The 22,945-nt window shown below is 34.8% G+C and carries 26 protein-coding genes and 2 pseudogenes; 12 read left to right on the top strand and 16 right to left on the bottom strand.

The features are described from left to right. Positions 1 to 472 precede the first annotated feature (472 nt). On the bottom strand, positions 473 to 1,237 hold the full coding sequence (locus G6554_RS23290) for a CPBP family intramembrane glutamic endopeptidase (protein ID WP_166246349.1): 765 nt from the start codon (positions 1,235 to 1,237) through the stop codon (positions 473 to 475). 99 nt (positions 1,238 to 1,336) lie between these two features. Here G6554_RS23290 and G6554_RS23285 point away from each other — a divergent pair, with 99 nt between their 5' ends. Beyond that, on the top strand, positions 1,337 to 2,221 hold the full coding sequence (locus G6554_RS23285) for a helix-turn-helix domain-containing protein (RefSeq protein WP_166246348.1): 885 nt from the start codon (positions 1,337 to 1,339) through the stop codon (positions 2,219 to 2,221). 486 nt (positions 2,222 to 2,707) lie between these two features. Here G6554_RS23285 and G6554_RS23280 read toward each other — a convergent pair whose 3' ends face one another. The 8 genes and pseudogenes from G6554_RS23280 to G6554_RS23250 all read right to left on the bottom strand — a co-directional run bounded on the left by G6554_RS23280 (position 2,708) and on the right by G6554_RS23250 (position 8,569). Further along, positions 2,708 to 3,301: a TetR family transcriptional regulator gene (locus G6554_RS23280; RefSeq protein ID WP_166246346.1), complete on the bottom strand. Its 594-nt coding sequence runs from the start codon at positions 3,299 to 3,301 to the stop codon at positions 2,708 to 2,710. Positions 3,302 to 3,372: 71 nt separating this feature from the next. After that, a complete protein-coding gene (locus G6554_RS23275) occupies positions 3,373 to 4,257 on the bottom strand; it encodes an alpha/beta fold hydrolase (protein ID WP_347564343.1) in 885 nt (294 codons plus the stop codon). A 488-nt stretch (positions 4,258 to 4,745) separates the two neighbouring features. Next, positions 4,746 to 4,937, bottom strand: a pseudogene (locus G6554_RS25835) (YolD-like family protein); the annotation flags it as partial. 12 nt (positions 4,938 to 4,949) lie between these two features. Then, on the bottom strand, positions 4,950 to 5,084 hold the full coding sequence (locus tag G6554_RS26115; RefSeq protein ID WP_278187269.1) for a hypothetical protein: 135 nt from the start codon (positions 5,082 to 5,084) through the stop codon (positions 4,950 to 4,952). A gap of 162 nt (positions 5,085 to 5,246) precedes the next feature. Beyond that, positions 5,247 to 5,711, bottom strand: coding sequence for a GNAT family N-acetyltransferase (locus G6554_RS23265; protein WP_166246344.1), 465 nt, complete (start codon positions 5,709 to 5,711; stop codon positions 5,247 to 5,249). A gap of 229 nt (positions 5,712 to 5,940) precedes the next feature. Continuing rightward, on the bottom strand, positions 5,941 to 6,804 hold the full coding sequence (locus G6554_RS23260; RefSeq protein WP_166246342.1) for a GNAT family N-acetyltransferase: 864 nt from the start codon (positions 6,802 to 6,804) through the stop codon (positions 5,941 to 5,943). Between the two features lie 327 nt (positions 6,805 to 7,131). Further along, on the bottom strand, positions 7,132 to 8,043 hold the full coding sequence (locus G6554_RS23255; RefSeq protein WP_166246340.1) for a stage II sporulation protein P: 912 nt from the start codon (positions 8,041 to 8,043) through the stop codon (positions 7,132 to 7,134). Continuing rightward, complete coding sequence (locus G6554_RS23250) at positions 8,033 to 8,569, bottom strand: RNA polymerase sigma factor (RefSeq protein WP_166246338.1); 537 nt, start codon at positions 8,567 to 8,569, stop codon at positions 8,033 to 8,035. The genes G6554_RS23255 and G6554_RS23250 overlap by 11 nt, the downstream gene beginning before the upstream one ends. Positions 8,570 to 9,049: 480 nt before the next feature. Between G6554_RS23250 and G6554_RS23245 the strand changes: the two genes are divergently transcribed. Then, positions 9,050 to 9,187 carry a hypothetical protein gene (locus tag G6554_RS23245; protein ID WP_166246336.1) on the top strand — a complete coding sequence of 46 codons (138 nt, stop codon included), beginning with the start codon at positions 9,050 to 9,052 and terminating at the stop codon, positions 9,185 to 9,187. A gap of 128 nt (positions 9,188 to 9,315) precedes the next feature. On the opposite strand, the gene G6554_RS23240 is transcribed toward G6554_RS23245, so the two are convergent. Then, on the bottom strand, positions 9,316 to 9,693 hold the full coding sequence (locus G6554_RS23240; protein ID WP_481747933.1) for a WYL domain-containing protein: 378 nt from the start codon (positions 9,691 to 9,693) through the stop codon (positions 9,316 to 9,318). 160 nt (positions 9,694 to 9,853) lie between these two features. Between G6554_RS23240 and G6554_RS23235 the strand changes: the two genes are divergently transcribed. The 3 genes from G6554_RS23235 (at position 9,854) to G6554_RS23225 (ending at position 12,125) form a co-directional block, all read left to right on the top strand. Next, on the top strand, positions 9,854 to 10,495 hold the full coding sequence (locus tag G6554_RS23235; protein ID WP_166246334.1) for an FMN-dependent NADH-azoreductase: 642 nt from the start codon (positions 9,854 to 9,856) through the stop codon (positions 10,493 to 10,495). 346 nt (positions 10,496 to 10,841) lie between these two features. Then, positions 10,842 to 11,480 (top strand): HD domain-containing protein, encoded by a 639-nt coding sequence (locus G6554_RS23230; protein WP_166246332.1) that lies wholly within the window; start codon positions 10,842 to 10,844, stop codon positions 11,478 to 11,480. Between the two features lie 471 nt (positions 11,481 to 11,951). Continuing rightward, positions 11,952 to 12,125 (top strand): hypothetical protein, encoded by a 174-nt coding sequence (locus tag G6554_RS23225; RefSeq protein ID WP_166246330.1) that lies wholly within the window; start codon positions 11,952 to 11,954, stop codon positions 12,123 to 12,125. 324 nt (positions 12,126 to 12,449) lie between these two features. On the opposite strand, the gene G6554_RS23220 is transcribed toward G6554_RS23225, so the two are convergent. Both G6554_RS23220 and G6554_RS23215 read right to left on the bottom strand, forming a co-directional pair. Further along, positions 12,450 to 12,866, bottom strand: a complete 417-nt coding sequence (locus tag G6554_RS23220; RefSeq protein ID WP_207627731.1) for a hypothetical protein — start codon at positions 12,864 to 12,866, stop codon at positions 12,450 to 12,452. Continuing rightward, positions 12,853 to 13,074 (bottom strand): helix-turn-helix transcriptional regulator, encoded by a 222-nt coding sequence (locus tag G6554_RS23215; protein ID WP_166246326.1) that lies wholly within the window; start codon positions 13,072 to 13,074, stop codon positions 12,853 to 12,855. The genes G6554_RS23220 and G6554_RS23215 overlap by 14 nt, the downstream gene beginning before the upstream one ends. A 328-nt stretch (positions 13,075 to 13,402) precedes the next feature. Here G6554_RS23215 and G6554_RS23210 point away from each other — a divergent pair, with 328 nt between their 5' ends. Next, a complete protein-coding gene (locus tag G6554_RS23210) occupies positions 13,403 to 13,675 on the top strand; it encodes a glycine zipper 2TM domain-containing protein (protein WP_166246310.1) in 273 nt (90 codons plus the stop codon). A 375-nt stretch (positions 13,676 to 14,050) separates the two neighbouring features. Beyond that, on the top strand, positions 14,051 to 15,268 hold the full coding sequence (locus tag G6554_RS23205) for an IS110 family RNA-guided transposase (protein WP_166246324.1): 1,218 nt from the start codon (positions 14,051 to 14,053) through the stop codon (positions 15,266 to 15,268). A gap of 279 nt (positions 15,269 to 15,547) precedes the next feature. Here the strand turns inward: G6554_RS23205 and G6554_RS23200 are convergent, their stop codons facing one another. From G6554_RS23200 to G6554_RS23190, 3 genes are all read right to left on the bottom strand, one after another. After that, a complete protein-coding gene (locus G6554_RS23200) occupies positions 15,548 to 15,805 on the bottom strand; it encodes a hypothetical protein (RefSeq protein WP_166246322.1) in 258 nt (85 codons plus the stop codon). A gap of 250 nt (positions 15,806 to 16,055) precedes the next feature. After that, on the bottom strand, positions 16,056 to 16,553 hold the full coding sequence (locus tag G6554_RS23195) for a hypothetical protein (RefSeq protein WP_166246320.1): 498 nt from the start codon (positions 16,551 to 16,553) through the stop codon (positions 16,056 to 16,058). A gap of 196 nt (positions 16,554 to 16,749) precedes the next feature. After that, a complete protein-coding gene (locus G6554_RS23190; protein ID WP_166246318.1) occupies positions 16,750 to 17,070 on the bottom strand; it encodes a hypothetical protein in 321 nt (106 codons plus the stop codon). 666 nt (positions 17,071 to 17,736) lie between these two features. Between G6554_RS23190 and G6554_RS25830 the strand changes: the two genes are divergently transcribed. The 3 genes and pseudogenes from G6554_RS25830 to G6554_RS23175 form a co-directional block, all read left to right on the top strand. Next, positions 17,737 to 17,925: a GNAT family N-acetyltransferase gene (locus tag G6554_RS25830; RefSeq protein ID WP_347564344.1), complete on the top strand. Its 189-nt coding sequence runs from the start codon at positions 17,737 to 17,739 to the stop codon at positions 17,923 to 17,925. 152 nt (positions 17,926 to 18,077) lie between these two features. Further along, positions 18,078 to 19,721: a peptidoglycan-binding protein gene (locus tag G6554_RS23180; protein WP_166246316.1), complete on the top strand. Its 1,644-nt coding sequence runs from the start codon at positions 18,078 to 18,080 to the stop codon at positions 19,719 to 19,721. A 225-nt stretch (positions 19,722 to 19,946) separates the two neighbouring features. Beyond that, a pseudogene (locus G6554_RS23175) lies at positions 19,947 to 20,165 on the top strand (IS110 family transposase); the annotation flags it as partial. 192 nt (positions 20,166 to 20,357) lie between these two features. On the opposite strand, the gene G6554_RS23170 reads toward G6554_RS23175, so the two are convergent. Continuing rightward, the gene (locus G6554_RS23170) at positions 20,358 to 20,876 is read right to left on the bottom strand and encodes an NUDIX hydrolase (RefSeq protein ID WP_166246314.1); all 519 of its coding nucleotides are present in this window, start codon (positions 20,874 to 20,876) and stop codon (positions 20,358 to 20,360) included. Positions 20,877 to 21,204: 328 nt separating this feature from the next. Between G6554_RS23170 and G6554_RS23165 the strand changes: the two genes are divergently transcribed. Continuing rightward, entirely contained in the window at positions 21,205 to 21,702 is a 498-nt protein-coding gene (locus G6554_RS23165; protein WP_166246312.1) for a hypothetical protein, read from the top strand. Between the two features lie 456 nt (positions 21,703 to 22,158). Then, positions 22,159 to 22,945 (top strand): glutamate racemase (gene murI, locus G6554_RS23160; protein WP_166246350.1); only part of this gene is annotated, 787 nt, incomplete at its 3' end.

The following is a 22,945-nucleotide window of genomic DNA, read 5'->3' as shown; positions in this document are numbered from 1 at the left end:
TTATTACATAATACCTCTATTATTCAATAAAATAGAGCATTTCTTATTCAACTAAACTGCTCCGTTATTTCAATAAGAAAAAAACGCCAAAATAGCAGCTCGATCTTGAACTTTTGCACTTGTTATTTCAAGGATGTGCATTAATCAATTGGATTTGTGATTGAATTGGATATATCGTGAAGGTCCTCTACTCCCTTCATTTATTAACTTTTTTTTCCCGTCTTTTTCAAAAAGAATGAGCTGCCCTGTTGACAACCCTGATCTTTAATGCAAGGCCCCTTTGGTTGAAAAAATTTTTACGTCAGATTTTTGATAGTTTATAAAAACTTGACTAAAAATCCAATAACATAACCTATTAACCAATAACTAATATCTCCACCACAGAAAATGATAAACTATATAGTTATTCTGATATATCCTATCCTTTTGATTTTTATTTTTATTTTGGGTTTCTTGCTTTATAGCCTTCAATTTAATTTCCAATTTCAGATGATTTACTTTTATTAAAAGAACTGACACAATTCAACTTTTTTCGAATAATAACAATCACTATAATACAAAAGACATAAAGAATAGATAATACAATGACAGAGTAAACATTTCTTTCAAGTGAAACTTGATTAGAGATGCTCGCAAAGATATTAAAGAACGAGTGGGCTAAAATCACTACCAATATCTTTTTCGTTAAGAAAAAAATTAAGGCAAAAATAATACCTAGTAAAAAAGCATGTACTACTTGAAGAATGACTAATATCGAACCAGTCTCTGGATTAAAGGCACTTGCGCTATGCAAAAGGCCAAAAATAAGAGAAGAAAATATAACATACAAAACTGTACCTTTATCCTTTAATTTTAGGAAAAAGAGCCCCCGAAAAAGTAGTTCCTCTGTATATCCAACTAAAATCATCTGCACAACGGTTAGCAGAAATACTGATAAAGAAATATTTAAGTCTATTCCTAACATAATTGGTTGAACTAATACAATAATCCCTAACATGATAAAAATTCGATAGTCAATATTTTTTATAGAGAAGCCTAATTTCTTAAGCGGAGTATCGCTCTTAATAATTTGTCTTGTAAAAAAGAATGCCATGAGAGAAAAAGCAAGAATTTGAAATAGTATCATACCTTTCTCATTGACATTAAAAATCACAGATATAGCGGAAAAGAATGACACCGTAAAAGTCAAGAATACGCTATACAGAATAAGCACCAGGTAAGAATTTTTTTTAATCATTATGAACCCTCCCACACTAAATTTTCTTTAATTTATCATACAGCTTACTACTTTTATTTGTTAAAATTCCTGTATACAGGAATTTGGGAGGGAGAAATTATGTACGGAGCCACAATGAAGAGTATAAGAAAACAAAAAGGGCTATCTCAAAAAGAGTTATATACTGGTGTAGTTTCAAAATCGTTTTATAGTGATTTTGAAGCAGACAAATACTCTGTTAGTGTGGACAAGTTTCATGGACTTCTCCAAAACTTAAATATTTCTTTTGAAGAATTTCTATACTTCTATAACCAGATGGATTTATCTGATACTCAGAAACTTGAAAAAAAGATTGATGATTATTACAAGCAAGGTAAATTTGAGGAATTATTTAGTATTTATCAAGAATATTACACAAGTAGTATAAGAGAAGTTCGTTACCTAGCATCAAAAGCATATCTTTTGGTACTGATTACAAATAGTAATTTTTACAACTTTTCTAGAGATCCCTTGAATGAAATAATTTCAAATTTAGAAATCACCAAATCTTGGACGTTAAATGAAATTAAACTAGCTAAACTAGTTCTGCTTTCGATACCAGAGAAAAAAATGGGAGAATCCTTCAAGCTTTATAATAAGATTTCAGAAGAATTGTCAAAGTATATGAACTTTAGTGATTTGGTCTATCAAAAAGAACTAGCTGATTTGTATTTCAATAGAATTCAAAGTCTGCTAGTCCTAAACAATATATCTGAAGCGGAAAAGGTATTTCAAGATTACTCAAATTTGATGAATGGAATTGACGATCTTCATCTATTCATTCAATTTCATTTCATAAAGATTTTACTTGGTCTATACTTAGATTATTTTGTTTCCAAAGAAGAGATAGATAGTTTCTTAGGAAAAATTGATAATGTTCCAGTATCTGAATGCCATTTTTATAAGATTATTTTTCAAATCCATAACGAAAAGGCTAAGAGTTACTTCTTACGTTATCAGAAATAAATTTGATCTTTAAAGCCTTTAAAAATTGCTCTGTTTTTGCGACAGAGTCCACTATTTTTAAAATCAACTGTTTAGTTATACAGTGACTCTTTTAGGTTATACAATGGCCTGGAACGAGTAACAAGTTACCCATTCATACGTCAATATTCAATACCTTGTTATAGACAGGTTTATTTACTCTCATTAGCTCCTTTAAGTCAGTTGAAGAATAGCTTTGCTTCATTCTTCTTTGGCTTTTTCGTTTCTATCTTCATGATATTACCTAATTAAAAAACCGATCTAAGTTTCTCATAGATCGTTCTTGCTATATGGTCTTATTTTACTAACATGCCCCGTTTGTTCAATAAGAAAAGGCCACCAATTTGGCAGCCAGATCTTCGAGTAAAGCACCCTATAGGAGCATATAAAAAAGACGCCTTCTTACGAAAGAAAAGCGCCCGATAATGGAAGAACAAAGGTATTAAATACCAAAATCTTCTTTGGAAATTATTTTGTCAAAATGCGTAATAACACATCCACATCTGGTAACCCATACTCTTCATCAATCTCTTCTTGAGTAAGAAGACTGTTGATGACGGTAAAATACCATGACAACATCCTTCGGGGTTCGCCTGGCGAAAATTCACCCGATTCCTGACCTTTAACGAAGATAGGAATAATTGGTTCAATCAGAACGTTTGTTGATACTCCTCCAAAGATCTTTGTGACCTTTTCGGGAACATCATCAGCCGTTCGGGCACGTTCCATTAACATAAAGGCATGCATTTTGTCCTTATCAAGCATGTTTTTCGTTAATGTTCTAATTTGTTCAAAAGGTGTTCCCGGTAAATACCCGACATTATCGAGTTCCCTTCTTGCTTCTTCCATCAATTCTTGGACAAGAGTGATGAAAAGTTCCTCTTTAGAATTGAAATAACGGTAAATTAATCCTTCACTAATGCTAGCTTCCTTAGCAATCATGCTCGTTTTCGTTCCTGTATATCCTCTGCGGGCAAACATTTTAAGTGCCGCTTGTTTTATCTGCTCCCTACGTTCGTCACGGATTTGATCAAGCTGCTGCTGTCTGTTTAATGGAGACACCCTTCCAACCTCCGTATCTATAAATGTCATATTCATTATATCATTAATATAGAGAACTTTTGCTTTTACCATTAGTTGATAGACGTTGGGACCAATGGACGTACTCTCTTGATCAATTCCTCAAGAAACTGATTAGGTCGGGCAAAACACGCAAGATGTCCAGCGTTTTTGATAAGTACAAACTCCTTATGAGGGGCTTCAATCTCATCGTAATAAGCCCTAGCCAGTTCAGTTGGAGTGATACTATCATGATCTCCGTGAAGAATAAAAACTGGCAGCTCAAATTGCATACCGTATTTTTTAAAATCAAAGTTTATTAATTCATCAAATAGATGGTCAAGGGAATAACTCATACCTTTAAAAATATCTATCATATCACGTATTTTATGTTCCGGAGAGGAGAGCATAGATGGCAAAATTAAGTCTGTAATCATATTGGGGACATCCTTAATCGTTTTAACGAGAAGTCGGTTCCTCCTGTCAAAATCTTTACAACTCCATTGGGATTGATCAGATCCCATTTTCTCAAGCAGCCGAACACCCCTCGTATTGCCTGCCCCACGGAAAGCGTTGACTGATAATGTATACAAAAGATTTTGTGAATCTGGAGCATTCTGATCAGTGCCGACATAGGCGTAAAAAAGATCTGGGCGAAGCTTTGCCATCATGATACCAATCAGACTGCCCACAGAACTTCCAATAAGAATGACCTTTTGATGACCAAGTTTATCATGCAAGTATTCAGCTACTTCTATCCCATCCTCCGCAAGACGGTCGAAAGTGATGGCTCCGCTTCCGTCTTTACCGTTCTTACCAAAAGTCTTTCCCGCTCCACGCTGATCCCACTGAACGACAATGAAGTGCTTCTCCCATGAACGTAACAAGTGGAAGCCGGACCGCCATGAACCAATAACAAAACGGGGTTGTTCCGATTCTCGCCACGAATCGTGATCCACTGATCTATACCGCCAATTTTAACGTAACAGCCTTCTACGATGCTTTTAGCTGTGCTGATTTGAAGCTCTTTAAGCATTCTTTCTTTGATTTTCCTTTCGTAAAACGATTCCTCGCAGGATATTAATTTGGCTCATTCAAACATGCCCTCTTTCCTTTTTAGTTAATGAGTGAGTAACTTACTCATTATTAGAGTGAGGTATTTTATAGAAATTGTCAACAATAATTTTTCATCAATAAACTAGAGAAAATTTCTTTATAGATTTATTTACCCCAGAAAAATAAAATATCGTCCTTGCATGGTAGATCAATAATCCTTATTCTATTAAATGGCCCGATTGTTGAAAAAAATGCTAATGACGATTGTTCAACTAAACTGTCCCTTTAGTGTAATATGAAAAAGCTGCCGTATTGACAGCCCGATCTTTATCTCTTGAACTCTTTAGTATAAGAAGAAAAAAATAAACACTTCACTCGACATACTGTCTGCCTAATTAACGACCTTCACTCCGACAATATTGTCTAACGCCACTTTCTCAAATTTGCCAGGCTCTACTTCAATCCGCAGTTCATTTGAAATAGGATCGACGTAATGAACAGCACCAGTTATATCCGAAGAAAATCCGTCATTCCATATCTTTAGTGTTACAACATGACCGTATTCCATTGAGTAAATTATGCGAAGGTCAAACTCTTATGCCTCATTTTCATCAATTATCGGTTTACTTATCCGCTCAGTACCCCGCCAAAAGTTACGTTGTGTCTTTGCCAATTCAGGCAATTGAAATGCTGCCTGCCATTTAACCCTCCCATGATCACGTAATGACATAAATTCGCCTCCTTTACATTTATTATATACGAACTAATGTTCTTCATACGAATAAAAATTAAAGACCACTTTTACAGTAGTCCTTGGCTTCTTATTCGATTAAAGCACCCGATAGTGTAAGTACAACACTTCACAATCTTTTAATAAAAAAGGTGGTAATCTTTAAATATTCCCTAACATTCTAACAACTTTACCATCCATCTCAGTTTTAATCTGCTTCATTCCATTTTTCGTATAAAATGCAATGGCTTGTTTATTCGTTGGAGAAACACGAAGATGGTATTCACTAACATTATTGTGTTTAAAGAATGTAATCGCATAGTGGTTTAAATGGGAACCTAAACCCATCCCTCGTTTTTCAGGAATAAGGTAATACAGATTGACAAAGCCAATTTCTTTTCCTTCATATTCCTTTATAGTTAGTTCGAGTTGACCGATTGGTACATTGTTTTCAACAACTAACACAAAGCCTTTAGGGTTTCTTGAAGACTGTTGTTGCAACCAATCGAGATACTGGTTATCATCCCCAAAATCTTTATCTGTACCAAAACTAATAATGAAAGAATCTCTACGAAAAGGAATAACATACTCCTTGTGTTTGCTAATATCAATTGGCAAAAACTCCATTAGTCTCCCACCTTCTTTGATTCTATAAGCATTTAAATTCTCTACAAAAATGATGTATTCCTTCTTTTACTAAACTGCCAGTTACTTCAAGAAGAAAAAGACCGCCACAGCGGTCTCAATCTTTAACTCTCGCACCCGTTAGTTGCATAAGGATATTAAATTCTACTTTTCCAAAATGGCAGTTTAATAAAAGGAGCATATTTCGCATACTGTTATAGACAAAAAAGTTTTATAACGTACCAATGAAATATTGGAGCTCGGAAGTAACCTCAAATCCTACATTACGATATAGATTTAAAGCATGATGATTTTCTGTGACGACACTTAACTTGATATTCGTATAACCTTCTTCTAATAATTTTTCCACTGTATTCAAAAGAATTTCTTTCCCAATCCCATTTCCTTGGTAAGAGGGATGTACACAAAAGTCATGAATGATAGACGTGGTATCATTTAAATGATTAATCCTTATAAGCCCAACTCTTTCATGATTTGACAAGGCAATATATGTTGTGCGGTTGGGCTCATTTGTCTTGGTAAAATATTCACGAGTCCATGCCTCTGAGTCTCCAAAGGCCAGTGATGAACATGAAATAACAAATTCGAAATCTTGTGGTTGCATAGAGTATATAAGCAACCCACAATCGCGAGAATACTTATAGGATGGCAAACGGGATAGTTGCATTAAGTATTCGGATCTGTCAAATTCTGCGCCCAGATACTCAACATATTTTAATCCTGAAAGGGACCCACTGTGAACCCGATAGATGAGTTTTTGTATTCCTTGTTTCTTAATATCTTCTTTTGCTCGTGTTAATAAGCTAGAAAATACTCTTTGTCGACGGTAATCAGGATTCACCATCCCATTAATATTTGCTGAAATGCCGTCAGAGGTATACCAACTTAACAACCCAATCATCTCATTATTGTAGTAGCAAAGTAGACCTTTATCTCCATTTTCCTTTACGAGATGCTCAATTCCTGCACTGATATTGATTTGATCATGTTGTTTACACTTTTGCTCCAATAGAATTACGTCTTCAATTTGTTCCTTTGAATTACAAGTTAATGCAAGTAAATCATATTGTGTCATAATTATAGCTTCCTCCCTTTGTAAAGGAAACACGCAGTTTTTAGACCAGTAGGCGCTATCCTTCTCGACTTGGTCCAATTTGATTAATATTCATAATTATCTCCTCCGATCAATTTATTCCATTTTATCATATGTAAGTATATAGAATTACCATTCCATTCAACAGTAATTAAATCTAGTGCTAATTAGTAGATCCATCATTAGTATTGTAAAGTTTTTCACTTAAACTAACCTGCACCGTTAGTGCAAAAAGAAAAGGGGAACGCCGCAGCATCCCCATCATTAACTCTTGCACCCCGTTAGCTGGATTAGAAAAATAGCCTATGTTTATTTAATGGGTTTCTTAAGTATGTCTTGAACTACCTCCGCAAGGACATCAGCTGTTCTATATTCTTCCTCCAATGTGTTTCCAGGTCCACCAATTTCTAATAAAACTGAGTTTCCAAAAAGGTCTTGATTATAAGTATTTTGATTCGGTGGATTGTCTTTAACAAAGACTCCTCTCGATAAACCAGGATATTTTTCTTCAATCTTATTATGGAGGAGTTCAGCAAACTTAAAATTATCTTCGTAATTAATACTTGAACGGGATACAATAAGCGCAATCCTAGGGTAATCCTTTCCATTTAATTTAATGGTTGTTTCACCTCTTTTTCTAGAATCCCTGTGTATATCAAACACCATTTTAATGCTCTTATTGTTTTCCAAGGCGGCATTTAATGGTTCTCTTGAGACAGTATATGTTTCGCTAGATGGTAAGCTTTTTTCTTTTAGAATTGTCATTAAATTGGTTTTATCTTGGATGGAATTAATACCTCTCTTTAACAATGATTGGCTTAATCTCTCTCCAACTAATGTAATATTTTTAGTATCATGAAATGCTTGACTGGCATCATCAGTTTTAACTTCTGTGAAAAATGACTCTAAATTGTGTGATTGATATATATAAACTAAAGGTTCTTGCTCCTTAACTGAAGAAGACGAATTTTCATCTCCAAGGGAAGAGTAAAGATTGTTGGTAAATATGTCTTTTCCACCATAGAAGAAAAACCATGATATTGCTATAAGACATATTGCAATACTGGTTGAGGCGAAAGAAAATTGTTTAATTCTTCTTTTTTTATTTAATTTCCTTGCACTTTGTCTAAGTTTATTAGAAGTATCTAATACAAAATCTTCTCTAGGGTTGAGTGGATATGTTTCTTTAATTAGGTCAAATAAATCCTTATCAGTTTGCATTTCCAATAACCTCCCCAGCATCAATGTTTAATTTTTTCTTAAGTTCTTTTAAGGCTCTGTGATAATCTACCTTGACTTTTGATTCACTGCATTGAAGGATTTCAGATGTCTCCTTTATTGAAAATTCGTTTATGCCTCTTAGTATGACTACCGACCTAAAGTTTGGTTTTAACTTTGAAATTGCTTCATGAACCAGCTTTTTGGTTTCGTTTTGTTCGATTAATTCATTAGGTTTCTTTTCAGTGGATACGATTTGTTTGAAAAATCCTTCCCCAAATATTGAACTAAATTTCTTTTTTCTGTGATGGTCAATGGCAGCATGTTTTGCAATTGAAAAAATCCATGTCTTTAAATTGCCGGTGTTAAAATTAGACCAATTGTTAAGTACACGAATAAACACTTCTTGAGTCAAGTCCTCTGCATCATTTTGATTTCCTGTAAAGCAAATAAGAAACCGATACACATCTAAATAGTGATGACGATAGGTTTCAATAATCCTGTCTTCTAAGTTCTCAAAATTTGGCAATCTTTTCCCCCCTCGTTATGTATTCATTTATTAATCGTTCGAGCAATAGAAAAGGTTACAAGATTTTAATGTTAAATAAAAAATTCTTAACTAAAAAAAGACCCTCAAATGACGGTCATTTTAAATTGGACACTTATCTGTTTTTTGATTACATTTACTACATTCTTCATTGAAAATGATTTTCCTTCTTTAACTAACCTGCCCCTTTAGTTAAATAAGAAAAGGCTGCCGTATTAAGCAGCCAAATCCTTAACTCTTGCACCCGTTAGTTTAAGTACAATATTTCACAATATCTATTTATGGCAGAACTTCGGATAAGAAAAAAGCTGTCAATATACAGGATTCATTAATATTTATACGAATTAATGTGATGATATAGTATCACGCCTCATCTCTTCTTTAAATGCTTCTACCATAGACCTTATACTCTCTCTAAACTTCTCAACACTTATGTTCTTAATTTGAAATGAGTTAGTCCAAGTGAAAAAAGGATTGGTACAGTATGTCACTGGTGATGTGATGGTAGCGGACCTGGATAACAAGGTGTCAGACTTCCAAAAAGCCTTTTCAATGGTAAAAGTAATGAGCACCTTAAAAGATGAGGATTATCAATATTAGTCAACATGTATTAGTCGATTCTAAGACCATTATCAAAAATGTCTGAAGGGTGATTTTGGCTAGAAATACAGTAATCGACTTAACCAAATTGATTACCTCTAATCCGACAAAAGACTATACCTCAATTATTAATACTGATTCCTTATTTCCTCAAGCTGCCGAAGATAGCTTTCCTTAAGCTCTTCCGGAAATTCAATCTTCACATGCTTTCCATAAGAACAAAGATAATGCGTCATATAACCCAGTTCTTCCTCATTATAACCACCAGTCAAATAAGCAGCACCATCTTGCTCCTCCAACACCATATTCGGATAATGATGCTTCAAAAATAACTCTTTTCCAAATAAAGTTAATCGGGCACGAAAAGGGATTTTATGATAGTTCTTCTCATACTCCTCTCGAAAATTCTTCAGCTCTTGCATTGAGTAGGTATGTTCAATTTCTTCAAGAATCTCACAATCAGACATATAATCACAGCGATAAGTCCCCCACATTTTTTGGTTCATATCATAAGCACTACAAAACCAAATGCCATTTCGATAAAACAATTCATAAATTTGAAGCTCAATTTTGATTGTTTCATATTCTCCGTTTCAGCATAATGGTGTCGTATATTGTCACCTTTTGATAGTACACTAAGTATATCAAAAATATAGGAGATTTTATATGAAAACACTGCTTATTAATGCACACCCAGATTTTACAAACCACATTCATTTTTCTGTTCAATTGCAAGAGAAATTTGTGGAGAAATATAGGGAGAAGTTCTCAGATGGTGAACTGACCGTTATTAATCTTTATGAAATGAATATTCCGCGAATTGAAGCCGATGGGTTGCTAGCTATTTGGGATAAACAGCGAGTTGGGGAGATGTTGAGTCCAGTTGAAACGGTTATTGCACAACAATCTGCTGCTTTTTTGGCTCAGTTTAAGGAGCATCATCGTATTGTCATTTCAACGCCATTGCATAATTTTAATATTACTTCTCGGTTAAAAGATTATATGGATAATATTTTAATTGCTCGTGAAACTTTTAAGTATACTGAATCTGGTTCTGTGGGATTGATGACGGATGATTATCGGTTGCTTTTGATGATGGCTTCTGGTGGGATTTATACTAATAATGATCGTTATACTGCGTTGGATTTTGCGCCCAATTATTTGAAAGAGGTGTTTACTAATATTATGGGATTTAGTCAGTTTGATTTGGTGCGTGCGCAAGGGACGAATGTTTTGTCCGCAGATGAGGTTTGGGAGACAGCAGATTTGAGTTTGGAGGAAGGTTTTAAGCATTTTTATGAGGAATGATTTTATGGTCTTAGGTTAGACTGTGAATTTTTTGAAGAAAAAGCCATAGGTTTCACTCCATAAAACGCCCCCTGCAATAAAGTTATAAATAAAAAAAGTGTAGGGGACGTTGGAATAATGGACAGATTATATTTTTAAGTGGCGGACTTGCATAATTAAAATAAGGAGGGATGATAATGACTAGTAAAGAAAAAAAGTTATAAGGTATAACAGGAGCTTCAAGTGGATTTGGTGTTTTTACAGCTCTAACACTTTCAAGAACTGGACATATTGTCTTTGCGGATATGCAGGAAACAGATTTTCCTTCTTTAGAAGAGACTATTAAGTTAGAAAGGTGTTTTAGATTATGCTTAATGAAGTAGCAGGTATTAAAATTCCGGATAATATATTAGCAAGGGATGCACAAGATATTTTAAGGGAACACGGAGGTGATTTATTATGGAACCATTCAAATCGTGCATTTCTATTTGGTGCCATTACTGGTAAAAGGGCTAATAAGAAATTTGATTTAGAATTACTATATATCAGTGCATTATTCCATGATTTAGGGTTAACAAAGGAGTATAGTAGTCCAGATTTACGATTTGAAGTAGATGGTGCAAATGCTGCAAGAAGCTTTTTGCTACATTATCAAGTTCCAGAAGAGTCGATCCGTCTTGTTTGGGATGCAGTGGCATTGCATACAACAGTTGGTATAGCGGAACATAAAGAATCTGAAGTATCATTACTGAACTCAGGTGTATCTTTAGATGTTGTTGGGAAAGGTTTTGAACAATTTCCAGTTGATTTAAGAGAAGAAATTATAAAAGCATTCCCACGTAATAATTTCAAACAAGATATGATTCCTGCTTTCTATGAAGGTTTTAAGCACAAACCAGAAACCACCTATGGTAATATGAATTCTGATGTCATTAAATTCTTTGAACCGAACTATAAACAAAAAAATTACTGTGAATTGTTATTACACTCACCCTGGAAAGATTAATCATACAATAAAACACAATGGTCTAATCTAGGTTTATATTACCAGTTTTTCCACCCAAATAAAAGTTGAATTTTTCCTATTGTTAAAATATTACGAAATACTATCCTGGAGTGGAACTTAGAGATGACTGTATCTAGTGATATTCTCAAAAAATTAGGAAAGGTCATCTTGACCTTTCCTATTACAGTTCATCTGCGAACACGTAAGAAATTCGGATTGAAGATTACTATGGTTATTGGGTTTTTTATTCTCGGTAGTTCAGGAATATTGTTCTACCTTAACACATCAGTAAATGGAAGTTATTAGTCAAGTGTATTTTTAGCATTACTATTAGCCGCTCTCGGTAACGCCCTTGCTTATCTGCCAGCTACCACAGCCGCAGTATCCAATGCTAAAACAGAGGAGTCTTGCCTTGCATCTGGATTGTATAATACTACTTACCTGATTGGCTTAGCATTGGGGCTAGCCATCATGGTTGCGATTGCTGGGGCTACAACTGCCTCTAGTGATGCAGGAAACCCGATTACCGCTTTAAATGAAGGTTTTCGACAAGCATTTTTGTGGTCTGGTATAGTTGCGTTCATAGGTGTTGTATTGGCACTTTTGTTCGTCCGTTCTCAAAAACAAGAAGAATCAAACAAATAGTCCTAAAGAAGCGAAATACCAAATTTCAATCGAATCAAGGTTAACGTACAAAATCAGGGACACGTTCCTTTATAAAAAAAATAACTTAGGGTTTCATCCTAGCTTTGATCAAACCATTTTAAGACCCATTTAAGGGTCTTTTTTGTTATGTGTCAATGCTCCTTCTTTTTATACCCTTCTTTAACTAAACTGCTTCGTTACTTCAAGAAGAAAAAGACCGCCACAGCGGTCTCAATCTTTAACTCTCGCACCCGTTACTTTAAGTACAACCTTTCACAAACTTACTTTAAACGTCTATAGTTTAATAAGATTGTAAATGCATTTTTATAATCGCTTTGTTATAAAAGCTCCTACACCAATTATTATGTATAAAAACATCAAGCAAACGATTAACATTCCCGTTTCAATTAAGTAGACACCCATTGAATATAGAATTAATAAAGCAGCTCCACTACCAAAAAGTACAACATAAAGTACAATCAAAAAATAACGTTTCATCAGTATTAAACTTCGTTCATCAAACTCCGGAACATTTCCATTTCTTTTTTTATTCCACTTAGAAAAAAATAAATAGATGATAATACCCAAGATTGTACCTACTGCCATTGGAATAGCCGAATCGTAACTGAATTCACCAGTTTCTTTCCCACTAATATAAATTCCTAAAAAACCACCTATCCATGCACATCCAATTATAAATGCCCAAATAAGTATAAATTTGATTTTATTATTCACACTCATCACCCTTTGATTTTTCTAAATAAAACAATTCCTCAATTGGTACATCAAAATATTCTATTAATTTTAAAGCCAACTCTAGACTGGGATTATATTTATTCTTCTCAATCGCATTCACTGTTTGACGTGTAATTTGTAAATCTTCAGCCATTTTCACCTGTGTTATATCCTTCTTTATTCTTATATCCCGAATATGATTTATCACTTTCATTAATAACCCTCCAAGCAAGGAGTAAAGATATCTTTACATTGATTATAAAAAATTAACAGCTGAGTGTAAAGATATATTTACACTCAGCTGTTTTCTTTTTATTGTGCTAACCTGCTTCGTTAGCTTAATAACTTCAACAAAAACAAACGATAATCCTTCTTGGATTATCGACCCGTTAGTTAAACAAGAAAAAATGGCTGCCGATAAGACAACCCTATCTTGAACGAACATATAGTGAGTAAAACTACTTCAGCTGGGTAGTATATGTTTAGGATGGTGTGCTGTCATCATTATCATATTCCCCATTATTAAACAAGGAAGTGAGTAAATGAATCAGAGTAACGAACGCAATAACTTTGGAGGAAATGTAGAAGAAAGTGGCAACAATCAAGCTGGTAGTAATGCTAATCAAGGTGCGAATGACTTTGGTGAAGCAGCAGCAGCGGGAACTTTTAATGGAGCCGTTGCGGGTGCTATGATAGGCGCTCAATTTGGACTAATTGGTACTGTAATAGGCGGTGTTTCAGGTGGTGCCATTGGTGACCAGATTGTAGAGGGGGCTGAAGTCGATGACAAAACAGCATCCAAAAATGATGATTAGAGCAATAATAACTCTATAAATAAGTAGCAGACATTTTACAAAAATGTATTTGTGTTAATCTCACCAAAAAAAGGACCGTCAAAAAGACAGTCTTTTTTTTCACTAAAGCACCCCGTTAGCCATCCATGAATCGCTAAAAACCAGCTCTTCACCACAAAGAATGAAAATGTATTGAATCCGTCCATACTTGTTCTAAGGCTGGGAGAGGAAGGTCGATGAACTATGGTGCCTTAGAGCCCATCCGTTAGTCTGACTCCAACGACCACGGTGCACCACAAACTGTCGCTCCCTTACGGGAAGCACTCATGGTAGATTAATCCTAATTCTGATTGTTGCACCAGCCTCCAATTTTTAGGCCTCGAAAGGAAGATTTCAATGGATGTAATCATTGAAAGAGCGTGTGGATTGGATGTCCATAAGGACAACATCACTGCATGTATTATGACTTCGCAAGGAAAGGAGGTTCAAACATTTTCTACTAAAACGGTTTTTCTATTAAAGTTATTGGACTGGATTAAGGAGAATAGTTGTACTCACGTAGCTATGGAAAGCACAAGTGTTTATTGGAAACCTATTGTTAACTTATTAGAGTCCGAAGGAATAGAGTTTTTAGTTGTAAATGCTCAACACATGAAGGCACTTCCGGGACGCAAAACGGATGTTAAAGATGCCGAATGGATAGCCCAACTTCTTCGTTATGGATTACTGAAAGCAAGCTTCATTCCTGATCGGAATCAACGAGAACTGCGGGAACTTGTACGCTATCGCCGGAGTATCATTGAAGAACGCGCCAGACAACATAATAGGATTCAAAAGGTTTTAGAAGGAGCCAACATCAAACTAGGTTCTGTTGTATCTGATATTATGGGTGTTTCATCGAAAGATATGCTTCGAGCAATCGCAGATGGTGAAGATGATCCTGAAAAACTAGCAAACTTCGCTCGTCGTACAATGAAAAAGAAAAAAGAAGAACTTGAATTGGCACTTCAGGGTTATGTTAACCCACACCAACGCTTAATGTTAAAAACGATTTTAACTCACATTGATTTTCTAACAGAGCAAATTGAAATGTTAGACCAAGAGATAGCTAAAAGAGTAAGCACTTATCAAGAAGATATAGAACGACTCGATTCCATCCCTGGTATCGCCACAAGAATGGCTGAACAAATCTTAGCTGAAATCGGTACGGACGTTGGAAACCAATTCCCGACTGCCGCACATTTGTGTTCATGGGCAGCCTTGGTCCCTGGACACAATGAAAGCGCAGGTAAAAGGAAATCTAGCAGATCAAAAAAGGGAAATAAGTATTTAAGATCCGCATTAACAGAAGCAGCTCAATCTGTAAGAGGGTCAAAAAACTATCTCGGTGCGCTGTATAGACGCACAGCTGGACGAAAAGGAAAGAAAAAGGCAGCAATTGTAGTCGCCCATGCGATGTTGCGAATCGCATATTACCTTCTAACCAGAAAAGAAATGTACGTTGACTTAGGCGAAGATTATTTTGATAAACAAAAACAAGCATCTATTGTACGCCATTCGGTTCGAAGACTAGAGAACTTAGGTTATACGGTGACAATTACTGAAGCATCTTAATCTATTATTCAGTGTCCATTAACACCTGGATCAGGCGCTCTGCTCTTTTTTAAAGGCTCTTTTCGCATAGATTGTTGCTTTCTTGACCAAACTAATAGAGTGTTGATACAATACGGTTTCGGGAGGCTTTCAACTATTTTGTTAGACATCTATGAAGAGTTCAGCGAACTATCAAAATCAGAACAATTTTCAGCTTGTCAAAAATCAAAGGTTAATACTGTTGAAATGTTAAGAAGAGCATAATAAAAAGCCGCTTCAGTTAGGAGCGACGCAATCGTTTTATGGCGTATTCCAAAATAGAGTAGAAGCAAATGGAATTACAACAGCCCATAAAAGCACAAGTGAATTCCCAAGTAACCCCACTATTTTAAGAAATTTCTTCTTAGTAAAGAAGGCAGTAATTATTTCAATAATCGGCAGTACAACTACTATTACCATTGTTGATTTTGAAAATAAATCTTCGTTAAAAAACCACGCAGCATACACCATCAAAGAAATTAAAAAAACAGCAACTGATATGATACCAGATTTTCTCATAGCCATCTCCCTTTCAATAATAAATTATATCACTATTCTTACTAATACTACCATTTGTTAATGTAACTTGTATCAAAAACCACAATCTTTACGAAAAGAGCCTTTTTAAAAAAATGAATGAGCTGCGTCTATTTTAGTATTGCCATTTTTCGGATCTGACAGAAGTTAATTTTCATGGTAGTTTGAGTACAGTATTTCACAATCCTCCTTTGGAGAAAGTGAATAGGCAACCTCCTTTGAAGAATCCCCTTTAGTTTAAGAAAATATCATTAGCCCAAACAATTCCCATAAGTATTAGAAACGATAACACAGGAATTGCCATACTTTTTATTGCTTCCATCCATTCGTACTGTTTATTAAGTCTTCTCATTATTCTATCCGTAATAAAAAATAACACAGATGCCCCAAGGCTTAACCAAAACAATATTAGACCGAAAACCATATGCAAAACTACTGAAACAATTATTTCTGCCTTTTTTACTTTGGTTTTGATTGATATAAACTCTCCAACCTTGTCACTAATAATCGATGTAATAACACCATAAATTAAAATTGCTGGAAAGCTATACATAATATAAATTGGGATAATCGAAATAGAAGAAAATAAATATTTATATATTGAACTAACACTTATATCACCAAAAGGATTAGGATTGATTAATCCTAAAATAATTGCAAAGATAGTAGCAGAAACTGATGCTGATATTATTTTCCTCGGTAAAATTTCCCTCCACTCCTCTCTTGTCAATTTTCCTATATTTTAACATATAATAGTTTGAAGTTTTTTTCTTTTACTAACCTGCTTCGTTACTTCAATAAGAAAAGCCGTCAAAAAAGGCAGCTGGAGCTTCAACTCTTGCACCCGTCTGTTTAAGTAAAATATTTCACAATCTACTTAAATAATCAAAGTAAAAAAACGGTGATTATAAACCATCGCCCTAAACTTATTTTTCGTAGTATGGTTTATAAGTAAAAGGGATAAACCCTCCTAAAACCCCTATTCCTTCAACAAATGCGAAACCACCATCTTCAATCTGTAACTCTATCTCTGTCTTATTGAATAAAAAATAATTATCAGTTTCTTTACTTACAACTTTATAACTTTTTGCATTAGATTTTGATAAACACTCTCTTCCGTTACAATCTATATCATACTTTTTGGTTAACCAGTCATTAAAAGAATTTGCGGACGGTTTTGTAACCGGAAGAATTATCAGAAACAATATTAAGATACTAACAATGATGAATGTTCGTTTTTTATTCATTTAACGCATCCCCCTTAGAACAGGCACCAATCCTGCTACTTAGATTAAGGCATGTTCTTATTCTATATTCGCCCCCCGTTAAACAAAAGCCCCCGTTAGCTTAAGTACAATTCATCACAATCTCATTTAATTTCGCTTTTTCCGCACATTGGCAAGGGGAAAATTTTTAGCTGAATAACCTTAATTGGTTTGTTAGCTCCATCCCTTGTACATGTATTCCCAGACGCTTTTGTAAACGAATTGGTAAGATAGAGGTTATTTTTTTACGTCTTCAAGAGTAATTTCATCTTGGTTTGTATAGCCAGAAATTTCTTCCCCAATAATAGCTAATTCAAAGGGGGAATGGTTAAAAATTGTTTCAGCTATTCTTTCTCCCCGCCCATTTTTTTCTAAATCATAGCATTTATTTGACTTACATTGAATGAATTTTTATTGAACAAACCTTCCCCGTTATTTCAATAAGAAAGAATTCGTCCACTCTTATTGCCTTTGCTGAAGAAGAAATTAGATAAATTTCAAAAGCTTTCTTGAAAGAAAATCTTAAATGATAGAATTATTTCAACTATCCAATAAGGGAGACATATGGAAACAGTTAGTCAAATTACTTATAAAATAAATGAAACAATTAAAGCTTAGGAACTTTCAAATGTTTTTAAAACATCTGGTATTAAAAGACCATCTGATGATTTAAAGAGACTTCAAGCAATGATTGATAATTCTAATGTTCTGATTATAGCTTGGGATAATGAACAACTCGTTGGTGTCGCTAGGGCTATGACCGATTATTGTTATAATTGTTATCTGTCAGATTTAGCTGTAAATAAAAATTATCAAAATAAAGGCATAGGTAAGTAAACTGTGAGAATATTACAAGATCATATTGGAGAAGAAGTTACCTTATTACTTCTTTCCTCTCCTCTAAATTATTGAAACATTCTGGGTGATTAGGCATATATATTAATCTTAGATGATCATCTATTTTTAATTTAAAGGAGTGATTATTAACAATGGGTGTTGGTTATTTAACGGTTCAATCCCGCACTGCCAATGATGCGTTACCATTAGAAGGAGTACGAATCAGAATCAGAAATCCAAAAGGTAATCTACTCTACGAACTAACCACGGATCAGAATGGAAAAACCAAAACAATTTCCTTAGAAGCAGTAGATAGAAAATTTTCATTGGATTCGAACTATAAAGGTAATCCATATTCTAATTATATTCTAGATGCAGAAAAGGAAGGCTATAATTCCTTGCATATTGCTGACGTTCAAATATTTGACGGTGAGAAAGCCATTCAACCTTTAGTATTGATTCCAATGCAAGCAGGCCAAAAGGTTCCTATCAAGCAGATTCTCATTATCGGAAAGCATGCGGTCCAAATGACAGAACCCCGGAATCAAGTAGGACCAATCGTTGAGCCCCGTATACTTCGACAAGTCATTATTCCAAACCCAATTACTGTACACCTTGGTACACCTACCGAAGACGCTTCAAACGTACAAGTTCCCTTCATCGATTATGTTAAAAATGCTGCGAGTAGCGAAATTTATCCAACATGGCCACCGGCGGCGCTAGAGGCAAATATTTATGCCATCATCACATTTGCTTTAAATAGAGTGTTTACACAGTGGTACAGAAGCCGAGGTTTTAATTTTGATATCACAAACAGTACCGCCTACGACCAATATTTTGTATATGGACGCACTATTTATGAATCCATTAGCCAAATTGTAGATAAAATCTTTAACCAATACGTTCGAAGACAAGGTCAAATTGCGCCATTTTTTACGGCTTTTTGTAATGGCACGACCGCAACTTGCGAGGGACTATCCCAATGGGGTACGGTAACCTTAGCCAATCAAAGCATGTCATCAATGGAAATATTGCGCTATTACTATCCTGATGATATTGAAATATCACAAACCAATATCATTACCGGGATCGTTGAAGGATTTCCAGGTACTAATCTTCAATTAGGCAGTACAGGACTAGATGTGCAGGTCATTCAGAACAATTTAAACAGAATTAGGAAAAACTACCCTGCTATTCCACTTATTACTGATGAAGTAGGTAAATTTGGTGATAGTACGAAGGCTGCGGTCTTGGAATTCCAGAGTGTTTTTAATTTAACTTCCGATGCCATCGTTGGAAAAGCACCATGGTTTAAAATCTCTTATGTTTACGTTGCAATAGCAAAGCTTGCCAGTCTAGAAAGTGAAGGTACGAACTTGGGCATAGGAACGGTCCCACCAAGTTCAGTTCTTCAGGTGGGTTCGATGGGTGTCCATGTTATCACACTGCAATATATACTAAGTATTATTAGTGAGTTTTACCCCACTGTTCCCGATGTGACACCGGACGGTATTTTTGGAACCGAGACAGCTAACGCTGTTATGGCATACCAGAAGACGGTGGGCTTGACAGCGAACGGGATCGTAAATGCATCAACCTGGAATGCATTATATAATTCATATTGGGGTATCAGAAATAATATTCCAGTTAAATATACCGTTCAATCAGGGGATACACTTTGGTCACTGGCACAGAGATTTAATACCACCGTTGATGCAATTAAAAAATTAAATAGCCTCACAAGTGATGTACTCTATATTGGGCAGACTTTGAAAGTTCCCGGTAGCCATCCATGAATCGCTAAAAAAAATGCTTTTAAACCGTCAATACTGATTCTACGGCTGGAGAGGAAGGTCGATGAACTATGGTGCTTTAGAGCCCATCCGTTAGTCTGACTCCAACGACCACGGTGCACCACTGACTGTCGCTCCCATACGGGAAGCACAAATGGTAGATTAATCCTATTCTGGTTGCTGCACCAGCCTCCAATATTATTGTGAGCCGTAGAAAGGATGTTTTCAATGGAAGTAGTCATTGAAAGAGCATGCGGTATGGATGTCCATAAAGACAATATTACTGCCTGTATTTTGACCCCTGAAGGAAAGGAGATTCACACGTTCTCTACTAAAACTGTATTTCTATTACAGTTGGTTGACTGGATTAAACAACATAATTGTACCCATGTTGCCATGGAGAGCACGAGTGTTTATTGGAAGCCTATTGTGATTTTACTAGAAGCTAACCTGCCCCGTTACTTCAATAAGAAAAATGCGTCCCCACTTATCGTAGAAACGCACCCATTACTTTAAGTACAATACTTTACAATCTATTTTGATTTGACAGTTTTCGTGGCTTCTTTTTAGGTACGTATCCAAACTTTTATTTGAGAACGTTTTATTGAATGAATATGTTTGATTCCTTGCACGTTTCATTTAAAGACGAATAGAGCCATAATGTTTTCGACCCTCAAAAAGAAATGCAATGATACTCTCATAATAAGGTATAAATTTTTTTAGTTCGATTAGCTTTAAGATTTCCTCTTTAGAAGCCCATTTGGCTGCTTGTACCTCTTCAGTCTGTAAAGTTAATTCATTCAAATCAAGGTCATATTCAATTAAATAATAATCATCAAAGCCACGTTCAAAGTTAATAGTAAATTGTGGACGTATCTTTTCAAAGTTATAATGAATCCCCAACTCCTCGAATAACTCTCTTGAAGCAGCCAGCTGACTTGTATCGCCTGCAACCGCACTACCACCACAAGTGATATCCCAAAGGTTCGACCAGCCTTGCTTAAAGGGCTGCCGCTGCTGAATGAGCATCTCTCCTTTTGAGTTAAATATACATACGTGTACTACTAAATGAAACTCGTCTGATGTCATTTCATCTCCACGAGTTATTTGTTTCTCTATTTTATTACGATGCTGATCATATAAATCCCACTTTTCCATTGCTAAACTCCTTATGTATATTTTTGTAACAAGATTCCCAGTATACTATGAAATAAATTTATAATAATGAATTACACAAAAAAATATTTAACGATTTGGAATAAAGTAGATAAACGTTCACCAAGCGTGGCTTGGGAACCTTTTTTTTCTTAGAGTTAAAGTCCGTATAACACTGACGATACTCCTTATTAAACTAAACTGTCCCGTTACTTTAATACCCTCTGGGGGGATTTTTGTAGTCTGTATGGATTTCATTTTTACGGATAAAATATATTGGATAAAACTAAGCGCTCATTAATTTGCTTAATGAGAAAATTAGAGGTGTATCATGAAGAAACCAAAGGTCCTATTAATATTACTGTTTGTTCTACCCTGGCTTTCCTTCCCTCTTTTAGGTCGAAGAACAATAAGTAGATTTTTACCCGCCACTATTTTAATTAGTGTCATCTCAAAAGTCTTATACACGATAGGTAAAAAGCGTAGGTGGTGGTTGTTTAGTACAAAAGTAAATCCTAAAATAAGTGGTGACACTGCATTTGTATTTGGTCCTTTCTTTCTTTCAGCACTCTGGATTCTTAAATTGACGTACAGTAGATTTCCTTTATATCTACTTACAAATATCGTAGTTCATATTTTATTTGATGTTTGGGGATTAAAAATTTTAAAACGAACTCGAATAGCTTCATTAGTCAGAATAAATCCATTCCAGCATTTTTTGTTTCTTCAATTTAGAGCCTGGCTTTTATATAGCTTTCAATTATTGTTTGATAAAATAAGAAAAAATAAAAACCATTTATTGAATAAAATCGGTCAAAAAGGTGCTTAACTGCATACAATACACACTTCTTTATCAGGGCTAACATAAAGATCAAAATATATTTCATTACCAACTATTTTATAATTAGGTTTTTCACAATTACTTTGATTAATCAGCTTATATTTTTCTATATCCAATACCAAAACCTTCCTTCTATTGAATCAAGTATAAATGATTTATTTCCCATTGGCATAATTAGAAAAAGGGATCGCCATAGCCTAAGCTGTTCTCTTTCGAGGTACCCGCAGGTATAAAAACAAGTATAATAACAACTATAAAAGAAGTGCAATTTCACAACTGAAATCGCACTTCTTTTTTTTGGCCTGTATTGGTAAATTGTGTGAAAATATTAATGATTCCTCATTTTTAACGAACACTGAGTTTAGTTCAATAATAAAGAATAACAAAAATTAATAAAAAATGTTATTCTATTAAGTGATTAATATAGGAAAGAAAGTGAAAGTAGTGAGAATAGGTTTTTTTGATTCTGGAATAGGTGGAATGACCGTACTTCATCAAGCATTGAGGTTTTTGCCAAATGAAGATTACATATTTTATGCAGATACCTTACATGTTCCATATGGTGAAAAACCCAAAGAAGAGGTAAGGGAATATATTTTTAAAGCAGTTGACTTTATGGCTAATCAAGGTATTAAAGCATTAGTAATTGCCTGTAACACTGCAACTAGTATCGCAGTGGATGACCTTCGCCAAAAGTATGATTTCCCTATTTTGGGTATTGAACCCGCAGTTAAGCCTGCTATGCAAAGCTGCGAAGGAAAACGAAAAAAGGTATTAGTGTTGGCGACTAACCTGACTCTCAGAGAGGAAAAGTTTCATAACCTTGTCAAACGTTTAGACAATCACGATATTGTTGATAGTCTACCTCTTCCTGGGCTTGTCCAATTCGCAGAGAACTTCGAATTTAGGAAAGAGAAAGTTGTACCATATTTAAAAGAAGAGCTATCTCAATTTGATTTAAAGCAATACGGAACAATCGTTCTTGGATGTACCCATTTCCCGTATTTTGAAAAAATCATAAAGGGTATATTTCCCGAAGAAGTGGACATTATCTCTGGAAGTATTGGAACAGCCAAAAACTTAAAACGAATTCTCGAATCAAGTAGTCAAATTACCGATGGAACAGGGAATATTACATTTTTTAAATCTGGTATTCAAGTTGAAGATAAAGAAACATTAACTAATTATAAAAACTTGTTGGTAATGTTAGATAGTATAAGCTCCTTAGCAA

The organism is Bacillus sp. MM2020_4, assembly GCF_011250555.1.
GTDB lineage: Bacteria > Bacillota > Bacilli > Bacillales > Cytobacillaceae > Neobacillus.
This window is presented reverse-complemented; position numbering and strand designations above follow the sequence as displayed.

Coding starts and splice junctions, on each gene's coding strand:
- G6554_RS23290 (WP_166246349.1), bottom strand. CDS start 1,237: ATGATTAAAAAAAATTCTTACCTGGTGCTTATTCTGTATAGCGTATTC.
- G6554_RS23285 (WP_166246348.1), top strand. CDS start 1,337: ATGTACGGAGCCACAATGAAGAGTATAAGAAAACAAAAAGGGCTATCT.
- G6554_RS26115 (WP_278187269.1), bottom strand. CDS start 5,084: ATGTCATTACGTGATCATGGGAGGGTTAAATGGCAGGCAGCATTTCAA.
- G6554_RS23265 (WP_166246344.1), bottom strand. CDS start 5,711: ATGGAGTTTTTGCCAATTGATATTAGCAAACACAAGGAGTATGTTATT.
- G6554_RS23260 (WP_166246342.1), bottom strand. CDS start 6,804: ATGACACAATATGATTTACTTGCATTAACTTGTAATTCAAAGGAACAA.
- G6554_RS23255 (WP_166246340.1), bottom strand. CDS start 8,043: ATGCAAACTGATAAGGATTTATTTGACCTAATTAAAGAAACATATCCA.
- G6554_RS23240 (WP_481747933.1), bottom strand. CDS start 9,693: ATGAACCAAAAAATGTGGGGGACTTATCGCTGTGATTATATGTCTGAT.
- G6554_RS23235 (WP_166246334.1), top strand. CDS start 9,854: ATGAAAACACTGCTTATTAATGCACACCCAGATTTTACAAACCACATT.
- G6554_RS23230 (WP_166246332.1), top strand. CDS start 10,842: ATGCTTAATGAAGTAGCAGGTATTAAAATTCCGGATAATATATTAGCA.
- G6554_RS23225 (WP_166246330.1), top strand. CDS start 11,952: ATGGTTGCGATTGCTGGGGCTACAACTGCCTCTAGTGATGCAGGAAAC.
- G6554_RS23220 (WP_207627731.1), bottom strand. CDS start 12,866: ATGAGTGTGAATAATAAAATCAAATTTATACTTATTTGGGCATTTATA.
- G6554_RS23215 (WP_166246326.1), bottom strand. CDS start 13,074: ATGAAAGTGATAAATCATATTCGGGATATAAGAATAAAGAAGGATATA.
- G6554_RS23210 (WP_166246310.1), top strand. CDS start 13,403: ATGAATCAGAGTAACGAACGCAATAACTTTGGAGGAAATGTAGAAGAA.
- G6554_RS23205 (WP_166246324.1), top strand. CDS start 14,051: ATGGATGTAATCATTGAAAGAGCGTGTGGATTGGATGTCCATAAGGAC.
- G6554_RS23200 (WP_166246322.1), bottom strand. CDS start 15,805: ATGAGAAAATCTGGTATCATATCAGTTGCTGTTTTTTTAATTTCTTTG.
- G6554_RS23190 (WP_166246318.1), bottom strand. CDS start 17,070: ATGAATAAAAAACGAACATTCATCATTGTTAGTATCTTAATATTGTTT.
- G6554_RS23180 (WP_166246316.1), top strand. CDS start 18,078: ATGGGTGTTGGTTATTTAACGGTTCAATCCCGCACTGCCAATGATGCG.
- G6554_RS23170 (WP_166246314.1), bottom strand. CDS start 20,876: ATGGAAAAGTGGGATTTATATGATCAGCATCGTAATAAAATAGAGAAA.
- G6554_RS23165 (WP_166246312.1), top strand. CDS start 21,205: ATGAAGAAACCAAAGGTCCTATTAATATTACTGTTTGTTCTACCCTGG.